Below are 20,256 nucleotides of genomic sequence, written 5' to 3' on the forward strand. Positions count from 1 at the left end.
TCACGGTTCTGTCCTGGTTCGACCTTTCCGGATAGGTCTCTCTTCTAAACCAGAACCCGTGCTTGGGGGGGTGGTTGAGGGGGTCGATGCCCCGGTCTCCCTCGGCTTGGGAAGGGCGGCCTGAAGCACATCCTTCACACCCTCCACCACACCGAGCATGACCTCCTTGACAGCCCGGAGGGCGGTGTTGCTGATATGGCCCGCGGCTTCCACGGCACCCTCGACCGCGACCTTGGCCACCTCCTCTACGTTCCCACCGATCTCCTTGGTCGCCTCGATCAGGCCATCGACAGTCCGCCGGGCCACGAGGGAGACATCCGCGCCGATCTCCGCCGCTCCCTTGACCGCTCCTCGAATCGTCTGGCCCGCCACGGTGACGACATCCCCGCCGACATCGCTCACCCCCATGACCACGCCCTTGGCCACATTCTTGGCGCTCAACATCAAACCCGTCCCAACCTCTTCCGTCGCCTGAATCGCGCCTTTCACCACATCTTTGGTGAGGGCCAGGCTCTCTTCAGCGGCGGTCCCGGTGGCTTTTAGGGTGTTGGAAACTGTCGACCGCACCAGTGTGACGATCTCCGCCTCAATCTCGCTGATCCCTTTGAGGCTTCCGATGATCCCCTCCTTCACCGCCGTGCCGGCTTTGCCTATATCTACACTTGATTCCCCGACCTTCTTTTCTGTCGTATCCACGATCTCACCCTCCTTTGATCAAAGTTGAGCCAAAAGGATTCCAAAGAGGATTGAAACCCGTGCTTTTAGGGCAAGGGCTTGCAACCCTGGGAAGGGATGGAGGATTCCTCAAGGCCGTAGGAATGCCTCATTCTCCTTCGGAAGCTCCTCCCTCTGGTTTCGACTTGAGAAAGAGGTTAAGGCCATACCAGAAAGCGGTATACCAAGGAATGGCCGAGACATTACCCTTTAGGATCTGGTAGGTTCCTGCCGCAATGAGTGCGATGGAGGCCAGGGCCCCCAGATTGACGGCCCCGCCCGTGAGCTCCGAAGTCCGACCTTCGAGGGTGCTGAAGGCCCGAATGGCGGCTTGGTGAAAAGAAGCTGCCTCTTTCTTGAGTTGAAGCGCAAACAGGCCCTTATCTCTGGCAAATTGGGCAAGAGAATCGATATCCAAGTGGTGAAGCAGCAGAATGCTTCCGGTGAGAGGATTGGTCTCGATGCGTTCCACGCCTGAGAGTTGAGAGAAGGGCGGGGTGATCCTCTCCTGAAAAAAGGGGGCATCCCTTTTTCTGGAAGGAATATGCAATCTCAATCTCCCTGGAGACCGATGCCGTACGAAGGCGATGGGTAATCCCTCTTCCATGCTCCTCTCCCTGAGATAAAATTAGCTTTTCAATCCCCCCTCTTCCTTCACCTCCGGGACTGCCATCATCTCGCTCTTGTGGGCATGGGCCAACTCCGATTTGACCTCTGCGACCAAGTCTTCGACCACCTCTTGGGTCTCTGCCACGATCTCCCTCCCTTTCTCGTAGAGAAGGAATCCTCCTTTGATAGCCCCCTTGGCCAGAGGTTTGACGATCGTCGCCAGTACCGGAACCACAATCGGAGCGAGAAGTGCCGCACCTATCCCGATGGCTAACCCCCCCAATATATTTCCTCTCAATCCATTATTAAAAAGGCTCATGAAAACACCCCCTAACGAGATGGTTTTACCGGTAATTTTACACCCATGGATAGTGAATTGCCATGGCCTCTTTCATTAGTTTCCTCCTTTCGGTCAAGCAATTAATTCATTGATATCCTTGAAAACTTTTTACTCGTGGCCCTCCTCTCATTCAGCTTGCTGAAACGGGTGACTTAAAAAATTTAACCAAAATTTAAGGCCTCCTTCACCAAATTGTAACAAAGCCGAGATATTTACCATTCGTGGAATCCTTCAAAATTATAGGGCTTCGATGCCCAAGATGTGATGCCAACGTCATCTATAAATTTGGGAGGTTGAAAACAGGGGAACAAAGGTATCGTTGTGTACTCTGCGGGGTGCAATTCACTCAAAAGACCACGGTTAAAAAAAGCATCCCCCGCCCCACCTGCTCCATCTGTGGGAGGAAGATGCACCTCTACAAGGAAGACGACCGCTCGTGGCGATTTCGATGCTCTTTTTATCCTGTATGTAAAACCTATCGGAAGATGATGAAAGGGGAGGCGGAATATGGGGTATTACCTCCATCAGGTACCGGGCAGATTAAGGATCAGAACCCCACTCTTTAAGGGGAACGAGAAGAAGGCATCCGAGGCCAAGGCGATGATCGAGTCCATCCACGGAGTCCTTTCCACGGCCATCAATCCGGTGACGGGAAGCCTCGTGATACACTATGACCCGAATGTGGTTGAACCTGAAACCCTCACCTCTGTTTTAACCCGGTTTGGCTACTTTGATAAAGCCAAAGCAATCACGAACGAACAATACATCCAAAACGCGGCCACGCAGGCGGGGCAATGGGCATGGAAGGCCATCTTCGGGGCTTTCGCAGATAGCGCCTTGCAGGGATCACCTTTAGCTGTCCTCACCCTCTTCTTGTAAAATTATAGGAGGAAGGTACCAGATCTCCTCTTAATCAGAAAAGAGTAGAATTTAGCAACCGGGGTCGCCTTTCGTTCGAGGGTTTCGAAATCGACCCGGTAAAGCCCGAACCGGGCATCCATACCCTTTAGCCATTCATAATGGTCCATGAGGGACCAATAAAAATAACCCCGGATATCCATCCCCTTTTTCAGGCAACCCTCTAAGATATCGAGATGGCTTTTGATGTACCAATCCTTCTTCCTTCGGTCAGCGGTCGCGATGCCATTTTCGGTGATCATCACCGGAAGCCCAAAGGTCGAAGCCTCCCTCAGGACTTGTTCGAGGCCTCGCGGATAGATCTCCCAGCCCATATCGGTTAACCCATTTCCCTCTCTATCCTCGTATCGGAGGGCCACCCCCATGCGACAAAAGGGGTTGAATTGGAGGTGGATGCGCGTATAGTAATTCACCCCGATGAAATCCAATTTCCCGCGAAGGGGAAGATCAACCTCAATCTTTTTGAAAATCGGGAAACGAAGCCTTAAACGGCCAATCCGTATGGCCTCCAATAAAGAGAGGTTGTAATAGCGGTGGGCCACCCTGGCCAAGAATCGATCGAGAGGACTCCATGAGCGGTACGGAGCGAAGACCGCCATGTTTTGAGCCAATCCGACCTCGGCCTGGGCGTTCCTCCCGTGGAGAATGTCGTAGGCCTCTGCATGGGCAAGAAGGAGGTTTACGTTGGCATGAACATAGGAAGTCTGGTCCTTGACCCCGGGAGGCATACACCCATCCAGGTAACCACCCAGTAAGAGGACATTGGGTTCGTTGAAGGTGATCCAGTAACGAACCTCCCCGAAAGCCTCGACGATGTGCTTCACATATTCTGCAAATTTCAAGATGGATTCCTCTCGATGCCAAGGAAATTTTTCAAGAAACCACCTCGGGTGGGTGAAATGATGAAGGGTGATAACCGGCTCAATCTGCTCTTCTCGAAGGATTCGAACGATCTCCAGGTACCTGCCGAGCGCCATATCATCCCAGCGATCCTGGGCAGGCTGGATTCGACTCCACTCGATCGAAAACCGATAGGCGTTGACCCCGATCTCTTTGAGGAGTTTTAAATCCTCTTTGTATAAATGATAATGGTGGGTCACGTCCGGATGTGCCCGAAGCCTCTCGTCCCAGGTCGCCCAATCAGCAAAAGGGGAGCCCTCGATCTGGAAGGCGGAGGTGGCTACTCCCCAGAGGAATTTCCGTTCTCCCATCGCCTTGCCTCCGGTTGAGAAATATCCGCGGAAACGATGCTTAGAGCAAGATAGAAGGTAACGCCTCTCTTCCCATTTATCAAATCGGAAATCCCAAATTTAACAGAGTTGTAACATGGTTGTAATGAGCTCCTATTAATATTGACGCATCCAGGGTCGCTTCTGGAAGAGAAAAATGATTTCGTCGACGAAGGAGGTGAAGGGGCGTCGCAAGATTGTAACAGAAATGTAACAAATTTGTAACAAAACACGACTAATTAAAAAGGAGGTAAAAAATGAAAGGGTCTTTAACAATGAAGATTTTGAAGGTTTTCGGAGTGGGGATCGCCTTAGGGCTGGTCATCGGATGGATGGCCATTGGAGGTCATCCCGGTCAGGCCTCTGCTCAGGAGAAGATCATCAAGATCGATGGGTCGAGCACGGTCTATCCCATCACCGAGGCCGTGGCCGAAGAGTTCCAAAAAATGAAAAAAGGAACCATCAAGGTGACCGTCGGGATTTCTGGCACGGGCGGAGGATTTAAGAAGTTCACCCGAGGGGAAACCGACATCTCCAACGCCTCCAGGCCCATCGTCAAGAAGGAGATGGAGGCTGCCAAGGAGGCGGGCATTGAATTCATCGAATTGCCGATCGCCTATGATGGTCTGGCCGTGATGGTCAACCCGAAAAACACCTGGGTCACCTCGATGACGGTGGCCGAACTGAAAAAGATCTGGGAGCCCGCGGCAGAGGGAAAGATCGTGAAATGGAATCAAGTCAACCCCGCCTGGCCAGACGTTCCTTTGAAACTCTACGGACCTGGGGTCGATTCGGGAACGTTCGACTATTTCACGGAGGCCATCGTCGGAAAATCGAGGTCAAGCCGGGGTGACTTTACCGCCAGTGAGGACGATAACGTCCTCGTCCAGGGCATCGCCTCCGATCGGGGGGCCCTCGGGTTTTTCGGCTACGCCTACTACGCAGAGAACCCGGACAAGTTGAAACTCGTGGCGATCGACGGCGGAAGGGGTCCTGTCCTTCCCTCCGAAAAAACGGTCATGGACGGAACCTACACCCCCCTCTCGAGGCCGATCTTCATCTATGTGAACAAGAAGTCCGCCGAACGCCCTGAGGTAAAGGAGTTTATCGAGTTTTACCTCAGGAACGCCTCCAAGCTGGTCAAACAGGTCAAATATATTCCTCTCCCCGAGAGGGCCTATAAACTGGCCGAAGAGCGCTTCGCCAGGAAGGTGACCGGGACCGTTTTCGGTGGAGAACCCAAGATCGGGATGAAGATCGAAGAACTGCTGAAGCTCGAGGAGAAAAAATAGCTTCGTGGCGACCAGAAACCCGATCCGAAAGATCAAGGAGAGGGCCATTGAGAGTAGTCTGCTCCTCTGTGCCCTCTCCTCCATTTTTGTCACCCTGGGCATCGTCTTCATCCTCATCTACGAAGCCGCGGGTTTTTTCAGGGACGTATCCCTCCGTGAATTTCTCACCGGCAAACAGTGGACCCCGCTCTTCGCCCAGCCCAAATTCGGCATCCTCCCCCTTGTGACGGGGACCCTGCTGGTCACCTCCATCGCGGTCTCCGTGGCCTTGCCCATCGGCCTGATCGTGGCCGTCTACCTAAGCGAATACGCTCCATTCAGGGTCCGGGAGATCGCCAAGCCCATCCTCGAAATCCTTGCGGCCGTCCCAACGGTCGTCTACGGGTATTTTGCCCTGCTCTTCCTCACGCCCATTCTCCAAGAGTTCATCCCCAACCTCTCTGGGTTCAATGCCCTCAGCCCCGGCATCATCATGGGGATCATGATCATCCCTTACGTAAGCTCCGTAAGCGAAGACGCCATGAAGGCCGTCCCCATGCATATCCGGGAAGGTTCCTATGCGATGGGCGCAACCAAATTTCAGACCGCCTTCCGTGTCGTCATCCCTTCCGCCTTTTCGGGGATCGCGGCCGCGTTCATCATCGGCATCTCGAGGGCGATCGGGGAGACCATGGTCGTGGCCATCGCCGCAGGCATGATGCCCAATTTGACGTTCAACCCCCTCGAACCCATCCAGACCCTCACGGCTTACATCGTCGGCGTCAGCCTCGGAGACGTTCCCCACGGGACGCTCGAATACAAGACGATCTTCGCGGCGGGGATCACGCTCTTTTTCATGACCCTTTTCCTCAACATTTTGGGCTTCTGGTTCCGAAGAAGGATCCGGGAAGCCTACTGAGGTCAGATCAGGATGACCCCTCAAACCCAGGACGTCGAACAGATCCGGAGAACAATCGCCTATAATAAATTCCGGGACTATGTCTTCGCGATCGTCGGGCTCCTCTGCACCCTGATCGGTTTTGTCCTCCTCTTCACGTTGATCATCGATCTCTTCCTCGATGGCCTCCCGAGACTGAGCTGGTCTTTTTTCACCTCCTACCCCTCGCGATTCCCCGAGAAGGCGGGGATCCTCTCGGCCTGGGTCGGCACCACCCTGGTGATGGTCGTGACGGCGGCCACGGCCGTCCCTCTGGGGATCGCCACGGGCATCTATCTCGAAGAATATGGCCGAAAGAACTGGTTCACCCACCTGATCGAGATCAACATGAATAACCTTGCGGGCGTCCCTTCGATCATCTACGGCCTCTTGGCGTTGGGACTCTTCGTCTATTTTTTAAAATTTGGGGAGAGCATTCTGACCGGCGGATTGACCCTGGGCCTTCTGATTCTGCCGTTGGTGGTGATCGCCACCCGGGAGTCGATCCGGGCGATCCCCAACTCCATCCGGGAGGCCTCCTATGCTTTAGGCGCCACGAAATGGCAGACCGTCAAGGATCACATCCTCCCTTACTCCATGGGAGGGATCCTCACGGGGATCATCATCGGCCTCTCCCGGGCCATCGGGGAGACCGCTCCCATCATCACCGTGGGCGCCCTCACCTTCATCGCCTTCTTACCTTCCTCTCCAGTCACGTCAGACTTCCCGTTTCTCTCCTTCAAATGGCTATTCGACCCCTTCACGGTCATGCCCATCCAGATGTTCAACTGGGTGTCCCGGCCGCAGAAGGAGTTTCACCTCAATGCAGCGGCCGCCGGGATCATCCTCCTTCTCATGACGCTGGCCATGAATGGATTGGCCATTTATTTGAGGCACCGCTTCCGCAAGCGAATCAAATGGTGAAAAACAGGGGGGAAGCCACCATGACATCCGAACCGCTGAAGGCCGAGGTAAAAAACTTGAATTTTTTCTATAATCACCTCCAGGCCCTCAAAAACATCCACCTCTCCATCGCCGAAAAGAAGATCACCGCCCTGATCGGCCCCTCGGGTTGCGGCAAGACGACCTACCTCCGTTGCTTCAACCGGATGCACGATCTCTACCCGAACAATCGCTACGAGGGAGAGATCCTCCTTTACCCGGACCGGCTGAATATCCTCAGCCCGAAGATCGACCCGATCGAGGTGCGCATGCGGATCAGCATGGTCTTTCAGAAGCCGAATCCCTTTCCCAAGACGATCTTCGAAAATGTCGCCTATGGGTTGAGGGTCCGAGGGGAGAACCGGAAATCCTATCTCGAAGAGAAGGTCGTCAAGGCCCTGAAGCAGGCCGCCCTTTGGGAGGAGGTCAAGGACCGGGTTCACGACCTGGCCTTCAACCTCTCCGGGGGGCAGCAGCAGAGGCTTTGCATCGCCCGGGCTTTGGCGACGGATCCGGAGATCCTCCTCTTTGACGAACCGACCTCCGCCCTCGACCCGACCGCCACCTCCAAGATCGAGGAGCTGATCATCCAGCTCAAGAAAGACGTCACCATCATCATCGTCACCCATAACATGCAACAAGCGGCACGGGTCTCCGATTACACCGCCTTCATGTATTTGGGGGAGATCATCGAATACGATAAGACCGAGAAGATCTTCACCCACCCTTCCCAAAAATTGACCGAGGACTATATCACCGGTCGGTTCGGTTAGACGAGGCCTAAGAGGGAGAGCGTATGATCACCGAAACCCAATTCCAGAAAGAACTCCAGGAACTGAAGCAGCAGCTGCTCAAGATGGCCACCCTGGTCGAGGTCACCATCCACGATGCGGTCCAATCCCTCGTCAAGCGGGACTCGGACCTCGCCCACCAGATCTTCGAACGGGAAAAACAGATCAACGAGATGGAACTGGTGATCGACGATATGTGCTTGAAACTCCTCGCCCTGAGGCAGCCCATGGCGGTCGACCTCCGCTTCATCACCTCGGCGATGAAGATCACCACCGACCTCGAACGGATGGGCGATCAGGCGGTCAACATTGCGGAGCGCGCCCTCTCCCTCAACCAGGAGCCCCAGCTCAAACCCTACATCGACCTTCCCCGGATGGCGGAGATCGCCCAGTCGATGGTGAAGGACGTCCTGGATGCCTTTGTCAACCGTGACGTGAAGCTGGCCCGCTCGGTCTGTGAAAGGGACGATCTGGTGGACGGGCTGAACGACCAGGTCGTGCGAGAGCTCCTCACCTACATGATGTCCGACCCCAAAACCATCACCCGGGCGGTCCACCTCATGATCGTGGCCCGCTGTCTGGAGCGGATCGCGGACCACGCCACCAACATCGCCGAGGACGTCATCTTCATGGTCGACGCCAAGGTGATCAAACACCACGCCGATGCCAAAGAAAGAGGGGCATAGGGTCGATACGTTGAAGAGGGCGGTTCAGGCCGATCTGGACGCCTTAAAAAGGCAGGTGATCGTCGAATCCTACCGATCCCGGGGCCCTGGAGGCCAGCGGAGGAATAAGACCGAGACCGCCATCCGACTGAGACATCTTCCCTCCGGTATCACCGTCAAGGCCTCGGATTTCCGCCTCCGATCTCAAAACCTGAAGCGGGCCTGGGAGCGTTTAAGGCAACGTCTGCTCAAACGGGAGCAGCCGGCCGGCGAACGGGTGCCCACCCCGGTCCCTCGGAGGGCTAAGGAGAAGCGCCTTGAAGCGAAGAGGAGGTTGGCTGAAAAGAAGCGACTCCGGAAGCCTCCCTTCGAAGAACCTTAGAGGAAAGCCATCCTTTCAGTGCCGGATCCTCTCCGCCCTTTTCTTGTCCTGACCCGGCGGGTGGAGCAGCCCCGCCTGGATGACCCGTCCCTGGGCCTCTGCGCTGATCGCTTTTAAATAATAGTGCTCCGCCTTCGCTCCCTCCCCGATCCTTTCATAACACTCCCCGAGGAGATTGAGGGCATCCTTGAAGGTGGGAAGGAATTCGAGGACCTCCTCGAGGGTATGGATGGCGGCGAAATACCTTTCCATTCGGTAGTAGCACACCGCCAGCCAATAGTGGCCCTGATAATGCCTCGGGTTCAACCGGACCACCTGTTCGTAAAAGGGGATCGCCTTGTCAAACCGTCCCTTCCGCAGATAGGCGCCGCCGAGGTTCATATAGATTGGGATGGAATCAGGGGATTTCTTGAGGAGACGTTCATAGATCCGGATCGAGCGGTCTGTCAGGCCCGCTCGATCATAGGCATCGGCCTGGCCCAGGAGATAGTGGAGGCGGTTCTCCTTCCCCGATTGGGGACGGAGGAAGAGATCTTTAAGAACAGAACCGAGGACCGGAATCATAAAGTAGAGGAAGCGGATCCACCTCATAAAGGATGCCCCTGGAGAAAAGGATCAGGGATGGAACCGAAAATGGACGATGTCCCCATCCTGGATTCGATACTCCTTCCCCTCAGACCGGACCAGGCCCTTCTCCCTGGCCTGATGTTCCGATCCACAAGCAATGAAATGGTCGTAGGAAATGACCTCCGCCCGGATAAATCCCCGTTCCATGTCGGTGTGGATCTTTCCTGCGGCTTTGGGCGCTGGGGTCCCCTTCGGAACCGTCCATGCCCTGAGCTCGGAATGGACGGTCGTATAAAAGGTCACCAGATCGAGAATGTCATAACCTACCCGGATCAACCTTTCCAGGCTCGACCCTTCCAATCCGAGTTCCTTCCGGAAGTCCTCCCGTTCGTCCTCCCTCAACTCGGCGAGCTCGGCCTCGAGGTCCCCGCAGATGACGACCACCCTCTCTCCTCTCTCCTCGGCCCATTCCATCAGGCGTTTGAGGTGGGGCCCCTCCCCTCTGAGCTCTTTCGGGTCCACATTGGCCACATAGAAGACAGGCTTCGAGGTGAGCAGGTGGAGGTCCTCGAGGATCGCCCTCTTCTCCTCGGTCACGGAGAGCCGTCTTGCCATCTGTCCCCCGTTCAGGAGGGCATGGACCTCCCGGTAGACCTCCAAGGCCAGGCCGGACTCCTTCCCTCCGATCCGGTGGAGCTTCTCCACCTTGGCCATCCTCTTCTCAAGGGTTTGGAGATCGGCCAGGATCAGCTCCGTGTTCACCACCTCGATATCCCTGACCGGATCGAGGGATCCGAAATCATGGAGGACCTGGGAATTTTCAAAGCACCGGACCGTATGGGCGATGGCATCCACGTTCCGGATGTGATCGAGAAACTGATTCCCGAGCCCTTCGCCCTTGCTGGCCCCTTTGACCAGGCCGGCAATATCGAAGAATTCGAGCGTCGTCGGGGTCACCTTTTTGGGCCGGATCCTCCGAGCGAGCTCTTCCAGCCTCGGGTCGGGGACGGGAACGATGCCCAAGTTGGGTTGGATGGTACAGAAGCGGTAACTGGCCACCTCCGCCCTGGCCGCGGTCAGACTGTTGAAGATGGTCGACTTGCCGGCATTGGGGAGCCCCACGATCCCGCAACGAAATCCCATCCGCCTCTCTCCGCGCTACCCCCGACGATCGAAGGGAACTTTCCTGTGGCATTCTCCAGCAATATTTGTATAATAATTGGGCGGGAAAATAAAGGGTTCTCATCGGGGGAAGCAAAAAAGAGGGAGGATCACGTGAAACAGCAGAACCGACTGATGGTGGAGATCGCCTGCACGGCGGTGAACAAGACCAAATCGAAAGGCATCCTGCTCTACGGAGACCTGATCGAGGACTACGAAGGCCTCGCCAAGATCGGACAGGAGAGGAAGGTCGACCTCATGCTGGCGATCCAGGACGAAAACTCCTTCCAGGAGGCCTGCGCCTTCTTCAAAAACGTGCTCCGGATCCCGAATTTCCCTCTGGGCCGGACCAATCAGATCAAAATGGCAATCATCCAGGCCCTCTCCAAAGGGCTCGTCCAAAAAGGAGACAGGTGGGTTTGCCTCTCCGGCATGCCCAAGTCCAAAGCCCTTGACAACCTCCTGATCCTCGACCTCGGAAAGGAGTTCGAGATCCTCTCCTCCCCCGACCTACCGATCATCTCCGAAATCGTCCGGCCGGAGGTCTTCGAGGCGATCTTGAACCTCGCCCTCGAAATATCGAACGAGGGCAAGGAGGGCCGGAAACCGATCGGGACCATCTTCGTCCTGGGCAAACACGAGGAGACCCTCAAGTTCTCTCACCCGATGGTGATCAATCCCTTTCAGGGTTACCCTGAGGAAGAGAGAAATGTGCTCGATCACCGCTTGAAGGAGACGGTTAAAGAGTTCGCCACCATCGATGGGGCGTTCATCTTTCGCGAAGACGGGGTGATCCTTGCCGCGGGTCGGCACCTCGACGCCTCAGGGGAGGACCTCGAGATCCCCCTTGGTTTGGGAAGCCGCCACCGGGCCGCGGCCGGGATCACGCGATTGACCGAGGCCCTTGCCATCGTCATCTCAGAGGAGACGGGCAGCATCCGGATCTTCCATCGCGGAAAGATCCTTCTGGAGATCGGAAAGGGAGAATAGGTCCCGGACGGAAGGGGACCTCCCCTTCCGTCCGGAGGAAAGTCAGAAGAGGGAGACGATCCAGTGGTGGATGGCGAGGATCATCGGGCCGAAGACCAGCGACACCACGGTCATGAGCTTCAGGAGGATGTTCAGCGAAGGTCCGGAGGTGTCCTTGAAGGGATCGCCCACCGTATCCCCCACCACCGCGGCCTTATGGGTGTCCGAACCTTTGCCGCCGAGGTTTCCTTCTTCGATCCACTTCTTCGCATTATCCCAGGCCCCGCCTGCGTTGGCCATCTGAAGGGCGAGGGGGACTCCGGTCGCCAGTGACCCTAACAACATCCCGGCCAAGGCCTCCGGGCCCAGAAGGCTTCCCAGCACGATCGGAATGACGACGGCCGATATCCCAGGGGCCACCATCTCTTTGAGGGCCCCTGCGGTCGTAATATCCACGCATCGGGCGTATTCGGCCCGGGCCGTGCCCTCCATCAACCCCTTGATCTCCCTGAACTGTCTTCGGACCTCCTCCACCACCCGGAAGGCGGCCCTTCCCACGGCCATCATCGTCGCCCCCGCGAAGTAATACGGGATGATGGCCCCGATGAAGACGCCTGCCACAATCTTATAGCCTCCTGTCGCGCTCATGATGTCGATGGCCGAAAGCCCCATCACCTGCGTGTAGGAGAGAAAGAGGGCCAAGGCGGTCAACGCAGCGGAACCGATGGCGAAGCCCTTCCCGATGGCCGCCGTCGTATTGCCCGCCGCATCGAGGGAATCGGTGATCTTCCGGATCTCCTTCCCCATATGGGCCATCTCCGCGATGCCACCGGAGTTGTCGGCGATGGGTCCATAGGCGTCCACGGAAACGACCATGCCGGTGATGGCCAACATCCCGATGGCGGCCAGGGCGATTCCGAAGAAGCCACCGAGCTTGAAGGAGATGATGATGGCCAACCCGATGATCACGAGAGGGACGACCGTGCTCCGGCAGCTCAGGGCAAACCCGTGGATGATCGTCGTGGCCGATCCCGTGACGCTCGCCTTGGCCAGGCCCTGGACCGACCTCCCTGAGGTATAGTAATAGGCGGTGTAGCCGATCACCATCCCGGAGACGATGCCTGAAAAGGTGGCCAGGAAGTAGGAGAGGTCCCCATCGAACATCACCCAGACCAGGACAAGGGCCCCGATCGAATAGAGGACCGAACTGGCCAGGGTCCCGTTGTTGAGGGCCTTTCTCGGGTCGGACTTCTCATCGGTTCGGACGAAGTAGACCCCGAGGATGGAGGCGATGACCCCGATGGCGTAGAGAAGGAAGGAGAGGATCACCCCCTTGATCTTGAGTTCGGGGGTTTCGAGGGTGGAGACAGCGATGATCACCCCGGAAAGAAGGGAGCCGATATAAGACTCATACAGATCTGCGCCCATCCCGGCCACATCGCCCACATTGTCGCCGACGTTGTCAGCGATCACAGCAGGGTTTCGGGGGTCATCCTCGGGGATCCCGGCTTCGACCTTTCCGACCAGGTCCGCACCGACATCGGCTGCCTTCGTATAGATGCCGCCCCCTACCCTTGCAAAGAGGGCCACGGAACTGGCACCCATGCTGAAGCCGGCGATGATATTGGCCGCCTCGGTCATCCTCTCCACCAGCCCTCCCGAAGCCAGTTGGCCGAGAAGGAGGAAAAGGAGAGAGAAGACCAGGAGGCCCAACCCCACGACGGTGAGCCCCATCACGGCTCCGCCAGGAAAGGCGATCGAGAGGGCGTAATTATATCCTTTCGTGGCGCCCTGCGCGGTCCGGGTATTGGCCCGGGTGGCGATGCTCAACCCAACGTAGCCTGCGACCAGGGAGCAGGCCGCTCCGAGGAGATAGGAGATCGCCGTCAGGAGCGAGAAATGCCATCCCTGACCTTTCAAACCGATGGCCAGGAGGACGGCGACGATCAGGGCGAAGAGGCTGATCGCCTTATACTCCCTTTTCAGGAAGGCCATGGCCCCCTCGTGGACCGCCTCGGAAATGGCCACCATCCTTTCGTTCCCAGGGTCCTGCCTCATGACCCTCCGGGCGGTCAAGAGAACAAAGAGCAAAGCGACAATCCCCGTGAGTGAAGCGACTCCAATCCAGCCCATAATCAACCCTCCTCTGTTCTGATTTTATGGTACCGGTTCATCGCCGTTTGAAGACCCTCGAGAACCATCACCTTTAAGGCCTCGGCAGCCAGATCGATGACCTTCTCTAAGGAGCCTCGCTCAGCCTCATCGAACTGGCCGAGGACGTAGTCGGCGGGATCCAGATGGGGGGGAGGCCTTCCAATGCCCACTTTCAATCTCAAGAAGCGTTCCGTCCCGATCGTTTCAACGATGGAACGAACGCCGAGATGGCCTCCATCGCCGCCCTGCCTCTTAAATCGGAGCCTCCCGAAAGGGAGGTCCAGATCGTCATGGACGACCGTCAAATCTTTGGGTTCCAAGTGAAAAAAGAGGATGGCCCGTTTGACCGCTTCCCCGCTGCGGTTCATAAAGGTCATAGGCTTGAGAAGGAGGATCTCCTGAGAGTCGATCTTCCCCTTTCCGATGAGGGCTTGGAATCGCTTTGTGGTGATGGGAATATGGGCTAATGCGGCGAGTCGGTCGACGATGAAGAATCCGATGTTGTGTCGACTTCCTTCATATTGAACACCCGGGTTCCCCAATCCCACAATCAGCTTCACCGCCGACTACTCTTTCTTCTCCTTGGCCTCCTTTTCCTTTACCTCTGCAGCGGCCCCAGCCTCCGGAACCCCCTCTTCCGCCTTCTTCTCCTCGGTGACGGGCGGAACCACCGTCGCGATCGTGAGGTTGGGGTCCGAGAGGATCCTCCCCTTGGCCAGCTGAACATCCCGGACGTGGATCGAATCGCCGATCTTCAACGGGCTTACGTCAATCTCGATGTCCTTTGGGATATCTCCGGGTAGGCACTGAATCTCAAGGGTCCTCCGAACCTGCTCCAAGACTCCCCCCATCTTCGTCCCTTCGGGCCGGCCCACGAGATGGATGGGAACCTCCACGGTGATCATCACATCCATCGCCACCTCGTAAAAATCGACATGGAGCAATTTCCGGCCGAAGTGATCGTATTGGAGGTCTTTGACCATCACGACCCTCCGAGACCGTTCCTCCCCGTTTTGGATTTCGAGGTCGATCAGGACATTTCCGCCCGCCTCTGTTTGAAGGGCAATGGACAGGGCCCTCGGATCGACGATCAGAGGAAGGCTCTGAGTTTTTGGGCCGTAGAAGATGGCAGGGACCATGCCTTTCGCCCTCACCTTTCTGGCCGGGCCTTTTCCCGTGCCTTCTCTAAGCTCCGCTTTCAAAAGTGGCCGTTCCGTCATGTCTCATCCTTTCCCTTACGCGTCTTATCGTTGGGTCGTTCGACGTCGAGATTTATACAAAGAGGGAGCTGACCGATTCGTCTTCGTAGATCCTCCGGATGGCATCCGCCAGGAGGCCCGAAACCGATAGGACCTTGATCTTCTGACAGGCCTTGGCCTCCTCCCTCAATGGAATCGTATTCGTCACGATCAACTCCGAAATTGGGGATTCGTTGATCAGCTCCACCGCCCTTCCTGAAAGGACGGGGTGGGTACAGCAGGCATAGACCTTTTTGGCTCCTTTCTCCATCAGGGCATAAGCGGCCCGGACCAGGGTCCCGCCCGTGTCCACCATGTCATCCACGAGGATGGCCGTCATCCCCTGGACATCGCCGATGATATTCATCACCTGGGAAATATTGGGCCCCTCTCTCCTCTTATCGATGATGGCCAGGGCGGATTCTAACCGCTTCGCATAGGCTCGGGCCCGTTCGACGCCCCCGGCATCCGGAGAGACGATCACCAGATCGTTCTTCATCCTTTTCAAATATTCCAAGAGGACTGGGGCCGCAAAGAGATGGTCCACCGGGATATTGAAAAAGCCCTGGATCTGACCGGCGTGGAGATCGATCGTCAGGATGCGAGAGGCTCCCGCGGTGGTGATGAGGTCCGCGATGAGCTTGGCCGAGATGGGGGCTCGGGGGGAGACCTTTCGGTCCTGACGGGCATAACCATAGTAGGGCATGACCGCCGTGATTCTCTCGGCAGAGGCCCTCTTCAGGGCGTCGATCAAGATGAGGAGTTCCATCAGATTGTTATTCACCGGGTGGCAGATCGACTGGATGACGAAGACGTCCATCCCCCGGACGCTCTCCTCGATCTCCACGTGGATCTCGCCATCGCTGAAGTTCTTGACCTGGGACCTCCCCATCTTCGTCCCAAGGGCCTGGGTGATCTCCTCCACCAAGGGAGGGTTTGAGTTTCCAGTGAAAATCCTCAACCAGGTCAGATTTTGGTCCTTTTCTAAAACAAGCCTCCTCCTCACCTTTGGCTCCGGATGGGATGAAACAGGGAGGGGGAATGGACCTCCCCCATCCCTTCAATCGACAGAAAAATGGCTGGGGTGGGAGGATTCGAACCTCCGAATGCAGGTTCCAAAGACCTGTGTCTTACCGCTTGACGACACCCCAGTCGTTTTTTTCCTGGTGATTCGAAAACCTTTTAAGAAAGAGGTGAAGAACCGCGATCCTTCTTCGGGGCAGGAAATCGCCCCCCATGCAAAAGGCTAAGGGAGACCACGGGCCATGAATATCCTCCATCCTCTGGCCCTGACCCGTCTACTCAATCCTTCGAAGGCCTCTTGGGCCTCCCCCTCCTCATTAAACAGGCCGAAGACGGTCGGCCCGCTGCCGCTCATCAGCGCACCCTTCGCCCCCTCGGCCAGAAGCATCTCTTTCATGAGGCTGATCTCGGGATATCTCTGAGAGACGACCCCTTCTAAGTCGTTCCGAAGGAGCTTTGGGATCCTCTTTTTCGACCTTAATAACCACTGAAGATTAAAATGATTTCTTCTTTTTGTCAATATGAAATTTTCGTAGGCCCACCTTGTCGAGACCTCGAAATTGGGATAGATGAGGACATAGAAATAACGAGGTAGTTCAATTTTTCTCAATCTATCGCCGACTCCCCTGCCGATCGCCGATCCGTTAAATAAGAAGAAAGGGACATCGGCTCCTATCTCCCTCCCCATCTCCATCAATCTCTTCCGGGATATCGGGGTCTTCAAGAGTCTATTTAACGCATCCAGTCCGGCTGCCGCATCGCTGCTTCCCCCTCCGAGCCCTGCCCCGATGGGAATCCCCTTTTTTATATGAATCTCGACGCTCAGGCTGTGACGGGTCTCTTTCAGAAAGGCCTTCACCGCACGGTAAACCAAGTTTCGTTCTCCCGTTGGGAGGGTGGGATGGTCGGTCGTGATCCGGATCCCCCTGCCTGGCCTGAGGGAGAACCGAAGGGAATCGAAGAGGCTGATCTTCTGAAAGATGGTCCTGATCTCATGGTATCCATCTGGCCTCTTCCTCAAAACCTCGAGCCTTAGATTGACCTTGGCGGGCGCCAAAACGAAGAGGGTCCTTTCCACCTTTTCGTATTTGGGATCCTGGAGTCCTTCCGGCCGATCTCCTTCAAAAGTTTCCATCACCTGTACACGGGATTGAATGGGGGGCGAAGGGAGAATCGCCTATTTGGCTGCAGGGAGAAACTTGAGATCAATGGGCCCAACACGAATTTCGATCCGCTTCGTCTCGTCGGGTTGAGGCTGGATATAGATGATACTGCTCCACCCCTCCTTGATAAAGGTGAGCATCACGTTGTGGAATTCAAAATTGCTCACCATTCTCCACTGGTAGTTGGGCATCTGTTCCTTGAAGAAATTGGCAAGCCGCTCCATCTCCCCTTTGCCCTCATAGACCAGAAGTCCAGTCCGGGTGGCCCGGGTCTCATAGACGAAAGACTCTTTTCGACTGAGGGTCATCCCCGGAGGCAGGGGGATATCGTCAAATCGATAGGAGGTCGCAAGGGCCGGCTGTTTTTCGGGCTCCCTCTCCTGGCGCATCCTGTAAGAGTAGAGATCGCCGCACCCGAAAAGCCCTAAAAAAAGGGTGAGGGCTAACCCCCTGAAGATCCATCCTCTCCATCTTCTCATCTTCCCATCCCTCCTCCAATTTTTCTCCAATGATAGAAGAGGCCTCTCTTTTTTTCAAGAGTAGGAAATTCGGGCTTGGTTCCTTTTTTAAAGGGGGATGAACGGAAGATAGCGGTCTCGGCAAGGACGAGGATCGAACCGCTCTAAACGATTGGGTTTAAAATGCCAGAGGAAGATCGGGACAGGAAATAGATTGCCCTGCCATCGTAGGTGTCGGGTGGGCCGTACCGATCCCCTTTCAAGGAATGCCTTCTCGAAAACGATAAGAAGCGTCTTCTCTTTCTTTACCTCGATCGTTTCGGGGAGAGGGAGGGTTATGCGGTTTCGACGCTTTTGACCTCAGGGACCTGTTGCTTCAGCGCCCTTTCGACTCCCATCTTCAAGGTCATCTGGGACATCGGGCATCCTCCGCAGGCGCCCGTTAATCTCACCTTGACCACCCCGTCGACCACATCGATCAATTCAATATCTCCCCCATCCGCCTGCAGGGCCGGCCGGATCTTTTCCAACGCCTTCTCCACGCTTTCTCTCATTTCTGCCTCCTTCGATTTTATTTAATTAATCATAACACATTATTCCATAATGTCTACAGACAAAAATGCCTTCCTCAATGGGAAGGCTCCTCGGAGCACTCTTCTTAGCGAACGACCCAAGGGTCGGGCCCGTGATTCTCCCTCTTCGTTCGATTTCGATTAAAGATATCTCATAAGGGCTGGGGGCTTTCGCTGAATTTTAAGTCTCCGAAGAAGGGGCGCCAATGCTTTCGGTGACAGAATTGCCAATGCCTTTCCCCAAACCCAGACCTCCTATCCCCCCGCCGCCTCCTCCTTCTTTCTTTCTTTCAACAGATGCTTCTTCAAAAGGGAAATCTTCTTACAGGACTGGATGTCTCCCCTGCAGAGAACCCAGTCCTGGTCGAGGTCGCAGTAGGTCCTTAGGTTCTTTCCTTTCACCTGTCCCTCTTCCCGGTAAAATGAACATTTCTTGAACATTCCCATTACAGCCAACTCCCACACGTCTGAAACCGATGCCGGATATCCGAGCCTAAGGTCAAAACACCTCCTGTTTTCTATTCTCTTTCAATTTCGGTGCCAACCAGGGCATTTCAGAGAAATTATGCGATTTTCAAAGGTTTCTTCAAATCGAGGGGATCAGAGATTGAGGAAGGGATGCCGAACAGCGGCTCGGGATATGAAATGCTTTTCGTCTCCCCTTAGCGGAAGACCCAATCAGGAATGGAATAGGTTTCGTCCGACCTCAATTTTTTTGAAAATCTCCCAAACCCTTCCACATCCAGGAGCAGGTAATCGATCGGAGGGTTCAGGTCTCTGTCCACGGCGTAGGCGAAGACCTTCCCGTTCCCGCTGATTCTGGCGACATGGCCTCCATCGGGCATTCGGAAACGCTCGACGATTTTCTCGATACCATCGACCCTCTGGATGGAGATGGAGTACGGGACGAGGCCTCTCAAATCGGGGATGGGCCATCCCTCAAGATTCGTCTCCTCGGCGAGGAGGCCGGTAGATGTCATCGAACACAGGAGGATGGCGATCGGCAGGATTTTCGCCCTTCCCTGAAATCGGATCATCGGGCCTCTTCGAGATACTTCTCCGCGGCGAAGGCTGCTGTGGCCCCGTCGCCTACCGCTGTGGCGATTTGGCGGAGGAGTTTTCGCCGGCAATCGCCTGCGGCGAAGACCCCTTCGACCGAGGTCTGGCAGTTTTCGTCCGTCAGTATATATCCAGCCTCATCCATTTCGACCAACCCCTTTAAAAAGGTGGTCCTCGGCACAAGCCCGATAAAAAGAAAGATGCCATCGATCGGGATCTCTTTGGATTCTCCGGTCTTCACATCCCTGACCCTCACCGAACGAACGACCTGGTCCCCCTTGATTTCTTCGACGACCGAATTCCAGACGAACCTGATCTTCGGATGGCTCATCGCCCGTTCTTGGTAAATCTTGGTGGCCCTGAGAGCATCCCGCCGATGGATGAGGAGGAGTTCGTTGACGAATTTCGTCAGGAATAGGGCTTCCGTCAATGCCGAATCCCCTCCCCCGACGACCGCCACCCGGCTATCCTTGAAGAAGGCCCCGTCGCAGGTGGCGCAATAGGAAAGGCCCCGGCCTTTGAATTCCTCTTCGCCAGGGACACCCAGCTTGCGATATTCCGTACCCGTGCAGATGATGAGGGCCCTGCAACGAAATTCGCCGCCATAGGTCTTTACCTTTCTCAGGTCCCCCTCGAGGTGGACCTCGACGACCTCGTCGGTGAGCGTCTCCAGCCCGAATCGTTTGGCCTGCTCCTCCATCAACCGGCTCAGCTCCTCTCCGGAGACGCCCTCCGGGAAGCCCGGATAATTCTCGATCAACTCCGTGGTCGTCATCTGTCCGCCGAACAGACCCGTTTCGATCAAAAGCGTCTGAAGTCTCGCCCTCGAGGTATAGAGACCGGCCGTCAATCCCGCTGGCCCCCCTCCGATAATGATCACGTCATAGTGGCCTTTTAGCTCTTGGCTCATGAGAAAACCCTTTCTCTTTTTTTGAAATAAAATCTTTCCCTCTTATAGTCGAACAGCACTTTCCTTGTCAATGGTTTGGCCTTCCCCGGCCGCCAAGCTTCTCCGGGGGCCTCTTTCGCCCTGCCTTGACAGGGAAGGGTGACGAAAGATAGATTTAAACTCAATCCTTATCCTGCAGGAGGAG

The 20,256-nt window shown here is 55.8% G+C and carries 24 protein-coding genes and 1 tRNA gene; 8 read left to right on the forward strand and 17 right to left on the reverse strand.

Features of this window, described 5'->3' with window-relative positions; translation table 11 throughout:
* The 3 genes from N3G78_00740 to N3G78_00750 all read right to left on the reverse strand — a co-directional run bounded on the left by N3G78_00740 (position 1) and on the right by N3G78_00750 (position 1,642).
* Positions 1 to 696, reverse strand: a complete 696-nt coding sequence (locus N3G78_00740) for a hypothetical protein (protein ID MCX8116442.1) — start codon at positions 694 to 696, stop codon at positions 1 to 3.
* 127 nt (positions 697 to 823) lie between these two features.
* The gene (locus tag N3G78_00745) at positions 824 to 1,321 is read right to left on the reverse strand and encodes a hypothetical protein (protein ID MCX8116443.1); all 498 of its coding nucleotides are present in this window, start codon (positions 1,319 to 1,321) and stop codon (positions 824 to 826) included.
* Positions 1,322 to 1,342: 21 nt separating this feature from the next.
* Positions 1,343 to 1,642, reverse strand: a complete 300-nt coding sequence (locus N3G78_00750) for a DUF5132 domain-containing protein (GenBank protein MCX8116444.1) — start codon at positions 1,640 to 1,642, stop codon at positions 1,343 to 1,345.
* A gap of 528 nt (positions 1,643 to 2,170) precedes the next feature.
* Between N3G78_00750 and N3G78_00755 the strand changes: the two genes are divergently transcribed.
* The gene (locus tag N3G78_00755) at positions 2,171 to 2,542 is read left to right on the forward strand and encodes a hypothetical protein (GenBank protein MCX8116445.1); all 372 of its coding nucleotides are present in this window, start codon (positions 2,171 to 2,173) and stop codon (positions 2,540 to 2,542) included.
* A 2-nt stretch (positions 2,543 to 2,544) separates the two neighbouring features.
* Here the strand turns inward: N3G78_00755 and N3G78_00760 are convergent, their stop codons facing one another.
* A complete protein-coding gene (locus N3G78_00760; protein MCX8116446.1) occupies positions 2,545 to 3,792 on the reverse strand; it encodes a family 1 glycosylhydrolase in 1,248 nt (415 codons plus the stop codon).
* 293 nt (positions 3,793 to 4,085) lie between these two features.
* On the opposite strand from N3G78_00760, the gene N3G78_00765 reads away from it, so the two are divergent.
* From N3G78_00765 to N3G78_00790, 6 genes are read left to right on the forward strand one after another with little or no spacing between them, the layout of a single operon-like run.
* Positions 4,086 to 5,102 (forward strand): PstS family phosphate ABC transporter substrate-binding protein, encoded by a 1,017-nt coding sequence (locus N3G78_00765; GenBank protein ID MCX8116447.1) that lies wholly within the window; start codon positions 4,086 to 4,088, stop codon positions 5,100 to 5,102.
* Between the two features lie 4 nt (positions 5,103 to 5,106).
* Positions 5,107 to 6,000, forward strand: coding sequence for a phosphate ABC transporter permease subunit PstC (pstC, locus tag N3G78_00770; protein ID MCX8116448.1), 894 nt, complete (start codon positions 5,107 to 5,109; stop codon positions 5,998 to 6,000).
* A gap of 12 nt (positions 6,001 to 6,012) precedes the next feature.
* Positions 6,013 to 6,942: a phosphate ABC transporter permease PstA gene (pstA, locus tag N3G78_00775; protein MCX8116449.1), complete on the forward strand. Its 930-nt coding sequence runs from the start codon at positions 6,013 to 6,015 to the stop codon at positions 6,940 to 6,942.
* On the forward strand, positions 6,936 to 7,733 hold the full coding sequence (gene pstB, locus N3G78_00780) for a phosphate ABC transporter ATP-binding protein PstB (GenBank protein ID MCX8116450.1): 798 nt from the start codon (positions 6,936 to 6,938) through the stop codon (positions 7,731 to 7,733). The genes pstA and pstB overlap by 7 nt, the downstream gene beginning before the upstream one ends.
* Positions 7,734 to 7,756: 23 nt before the next feature.
* Complete coding sequence (gene phoU / locus N3G78_00785) at positions 7,757 to 8,437, forward strand: phosphate signaling complex protein PhoU (protein ID MCX8116451.1); 681 nt, start codon at positions 7,757 to 7,759, stop codon at positions 8,435 to 8,437.
* Complete coding sequence (locus N3G78_00790; GenBank protein MCX8116452.1) at positions 8,415 to 8,798, forward strand: peptide chain release factor-like protein; 384 nt, start codon at positions 8,415 to 8,417, stop codon at positions 8,796 to 8,798. The genes phoU and N3G78_00790 overlap by 23 nt, the downstream gene beginning before the upstream one ends.
* Before the next feature lie 15 nt (positions 8,799 to 8,813).
* Here the strand turns inward: N3G78_00790 and N3G78_00795 are convergent, their stop codons facing one another.
* Together N3G78_00795 and ychF are read right to left on the reverse strand one after the other, a co-directional pair.
* Complete coding sequence (locus N3G78_00795; GenBank protein ID MCX8116453.1) at positions 8,814 to 9,389, reverse strand: tetratricopeptide repeat protein; 576 nt, start codon at positions 9,387 to 9,389, stop codon at positions 8,814 to 8,816.
* A 24-nt stretch (positions 9,390 to 9,413) separates the two neighbouring features.
* Positions 9,414 to 10,508 carry a redox-regulated ATPase YchF gene (ychF, locus tag N3G78_00800; GenBank protein MCX8116454.1) on the reverse strand — a complete coding sequence of 365 codons (1,095 nt, stop codon included), beginning with the start codon at positions 10,506 to 10,508 and terminating at the stop codon, positions 9,414 to 9,416.
* Positions 10,509 to 10,640: 132 nt separating this feature from the next.
* On the opposite strand from ychF, the gene N3G78_00805 reads away from it, so the two are divergent.
* Positions 10,641 to 11,516 carry a diadenylate cyclase gene (locus tag N3G78_00805; protein MCX8116455.1) on the forward strand — a complete coding sequence of 292 codons (876 nt, stop codon included), beginning with the start codon at positions 10,641 to 10,643 and terminating at the stop codon, positions 11,514 to 11,516.
* Between the two features lie 42 nt (positions 11,517 to 11,558).
* Here the strand turns inward: N3G78_00805 and N3G78_00810 are convergent, their stop codons facing one another.
* The 11 genes from N3G78_00810 to trxB form a co-directional block, all read right to left on the reverse strand.
* Positions 11,559 to 13,628 (reverse strand): sodium-translocating pyrophosphatase, encoded by a 2,070-nt coding sequence (locus N3G78_00810; GenBank protein ID MCX8116456.1) that lies wholly within the window; start codon positions 13,626 to 13,628, stop codon positions 11,559 to 11,561.
* Positions 13,629 to 13,630: 2 nt separating this feature from the next.
* Complete coding sequence (pth, locus tag N3G78_00815; protein ID MCX8116457.1) at positions 13,631 to 14,209, reverse strand: aminoacyl-tRNA hydrolase; 579 nt, start codon at positions 14,207 to 14,209, stop codon at positions 13,631 to 13,633.
* A 6-nt stretch (positions 14,210 to 14,215) separates the two neighbouring features.
* On the reverse strand, positions 14,216 to 14,869 hold the full coding sequence (locus N3G78_00820; protein ID MCX8116458.1) for a 50S ribosomal protein L25/general stress protein Ctc: 654 nt from the start codon (positions 14,867 to 14,869) through the stop codon (positions 14,216 to 14,218).
* A gap of 52 nt (positions 14,870 to 14,921) precedes the next feature.
* A complete protein-coding gene (locus N3G78_00825) occupies positions 14,922 to 15,857 on the reverse strand; it encodes a ribose-phosphate pyrophosphokinase (GenBank protein MCX8116459.1) in 936 nt (311 codons plus the stop codon).
* A gap of 106 nt (positions 15,858 to 15,963) precedes the next feature.
* Positions 15,964 to 16,038: transfer RNA gene (locus N3G78_00830), tRNA-Gln, on the reverse strand.
* 95 nt (positions 16,039 to 16,133) lie between these two features.
* Complete coding sequence (gene ispE / locus N3G78_00835) at positions 16,134 to 17,045, reverse strand: 4-(cytidine 5'-diphospho)-2-C-methyl-D-erythritol kinase (GenBank protein ID MCX8116460.1); 912 nt, start codon at positions 17,043 to 17,045, stop codon at positions 16,134 to 16,136.
* A 42-nt stretch (positions 17,046 to 17,087) separates the two neighbouring features.
* Positions 17,088 to 17,552: a hypothetical protein gene (locus N3G78_00840; protein MCX8116461.1), complete on the reverse strand. Its 465-nt coding sequence runs from the start codon at positions 17,550 to 17,552 to the stop codon at positions 17,088 to 17,090.
* A gap of 314 nt (positions 17,553 to 17,866) precedes the next feature.
* Positions 17,867 to 18,085: a NifU family protein gene (locus N3G78_00845; GenBank protein ID MCX8116462.1), complete on the reverse strand. Its 219-nt coding sequence runs from the start codon at positions 18,083 to 18,085 to the stop codon at positions 17,867 to 17,869.
* Positions 18,086 to 18,358: 273 nt separating this feature from the next.
* Entirely contained in the window at positions 18,359 to 18,505 is a 147-nt protein-coding gene (locus tag N3G78_00850) for a hypothetical protein (protein ID MCX8116463.1), read from the reverse strand.
* A gap of 260 nt (positions 18,506 to 18,765) precedes the next feature.
* Positions 18,766 to 19,140: a hypothetical protein gene (locus N3G78_00855; GenBank protein ID MCX8116464.1), complete on the reverse strand. Its 375-nt coding sequence runs from the start codon at positions 19,138 to 19,140 to the stop codon at positions 18,766 to 18,768.
* Complete coding sequence (gene trxB / locus N3G78_00860; GenBank protein MCX8116465.1) at positions 19,137 to 20,072, reverse strand: thioredoxin-disulfide reductase; 936 nt, start codon at positions 20,070 to 20,072, stop codon at positions 19,137 to 19,139. Before trxB ends, N3G78_00855 begins: the two co-directional genes overlap by 4 nt.
* Between the last annotated feature and the right edge of the window lie 184 nt (positions 20,073 to 20,256).

It is taken from the genome of Thermodesulfobacteriota bacterium (assembly GCA_026415035.1).
Taxonomy (GTDB): Bacteria; Desulfobacterota; BSN033; order BSN033; family UBA1163; genus RBG-16-49-23.

Excerpts from the sequence above, each read along its gene's own strand:
- N3G78_00745 (MCX8116443.1), bottom strand. The coding sequence starts at position 1,321 with ATGGAAGAGGGATTACCCATCGCCTTCGTACGGCATCGGTCTCCAGGG.
- N3G78_00750 (MCX8116444.1), bottom strand. The coding sequence starts at position 1,642 with ATGAGCCTTTTTAATAATGGATTGAGAGGAAATATATTGGGGGGGTTA.
- N3G78_00755 (MCX8116445.1), top strand. The coding sequence starts at position 2,171 with ATGGGGTATTACCTCCATCAGGTACCGGGCAGATTAAGGATCAGAACC.
- N3G78_00760 (MCX8116446.1), bottom strand. The coding sequence starts at position 3,792 with ATGGGAGAACGGAAATTCCTCTGGGGAGTAGCCACCTCCGCCTTCCAG.
- N3G78_00765 (MCX8116447.1), top strand. The coding sequence starts at position 4,086 with ATGAAGATTTTGAAGGTTTTCGGAGTGGGGATCGCCTTAGGGCTGGTC.
- pstA (MCX8116449.1), top strand. The coding sequence starts at position 6,013 with ATGACCCCTCAAACCCAGGACGTCGAACAGATCCGGAGAACAATCGCC.
- pstB (MCX8116450.1), top strand. The coding sequence starts at position 6,936 with ATGGTGAAAAACAGGGGGGAAGCCACCATGACATCCGAACCGCTGAAG.
- phoU (MCX8116451.1), top strand. The coding sequence starts at position 7,757 with ATGATCACCGAAACCCAATTCCAGAAAGAACTCCAGGAACTGAAGCAG.
- N3G78_00790 (MCX8116452.1), top strand. The coding sequence starts at position 8,415 with ATGCCAAAGAAAGAGGGGCATAGGGTCGATACGTTGAAGAGGGCGGTT.
- N3G78_00795 (MCX8116453.1), bottom strand. The coding sequence starts at position 9,389 with ATGAGGTGGATCCGCTTCCTCTACTTTATGATTCCGGTCCTCGGTTCT.
- ychF (MCX8116454.1), bottom strand. The coding sequence starts at position 10,508 with ATGGGATTTCGTTGCGGGATCGTGGGGCTCCCCAATGCCGGCAAGTCG.
- N3G78_00810 (MCX8116456.1), bottom strand. The coding sequence starts at position 13,628 with ATGGGCTGGATTGGAGTCGCTTCACTCACGGGGATTGTCGCTTTGCTC.
- N3G78_00820 (MCX8116458.1), bottom strand. The coding sequence starts at position 14,869 with ATGACGGAACGGCCACTTTTGAAAGCGGAGCTTAGAGAAGGCACGGGA.
- ispE (MCX8116460.1), bottom strand. The coding sequence starts at position 17,045 with ATGGAAACTTTTGAAGGAGATCGGCCGGAAGGACTCCAGGATCCCAAA.
- N3G78_00840 (MCX8116461.1), bottom strand. The coding sequence starts at position 17,552 with ATGAGAAGATGGAGAGGATGGATCTTCAGGGGGTTAGCCCTCACCCTT.
- N3G78_00845 (MCX8116462.1), bottom strand. The coding sequence starts at position 18,085 with ATGAGAGAAAGCGTGGAGAAGGCGTTGGAAAAGATCCGGCCGGCCCTG.
- N3G78_00855 (MCX8116464.1), bottom strand. The coding sequence starts at position 19,140 with ATGATCCGATTTCAGGGAAGGGCGAAAATCCTGCCGATCGCCATCCTC.
- trxB (MCX8116465.1), bottom strand. The coding sequence starts at position 20,072 with ATGAGCCAAGAGCTAAAAGGCCACTATGACGTGATCATTATCGGAGGG.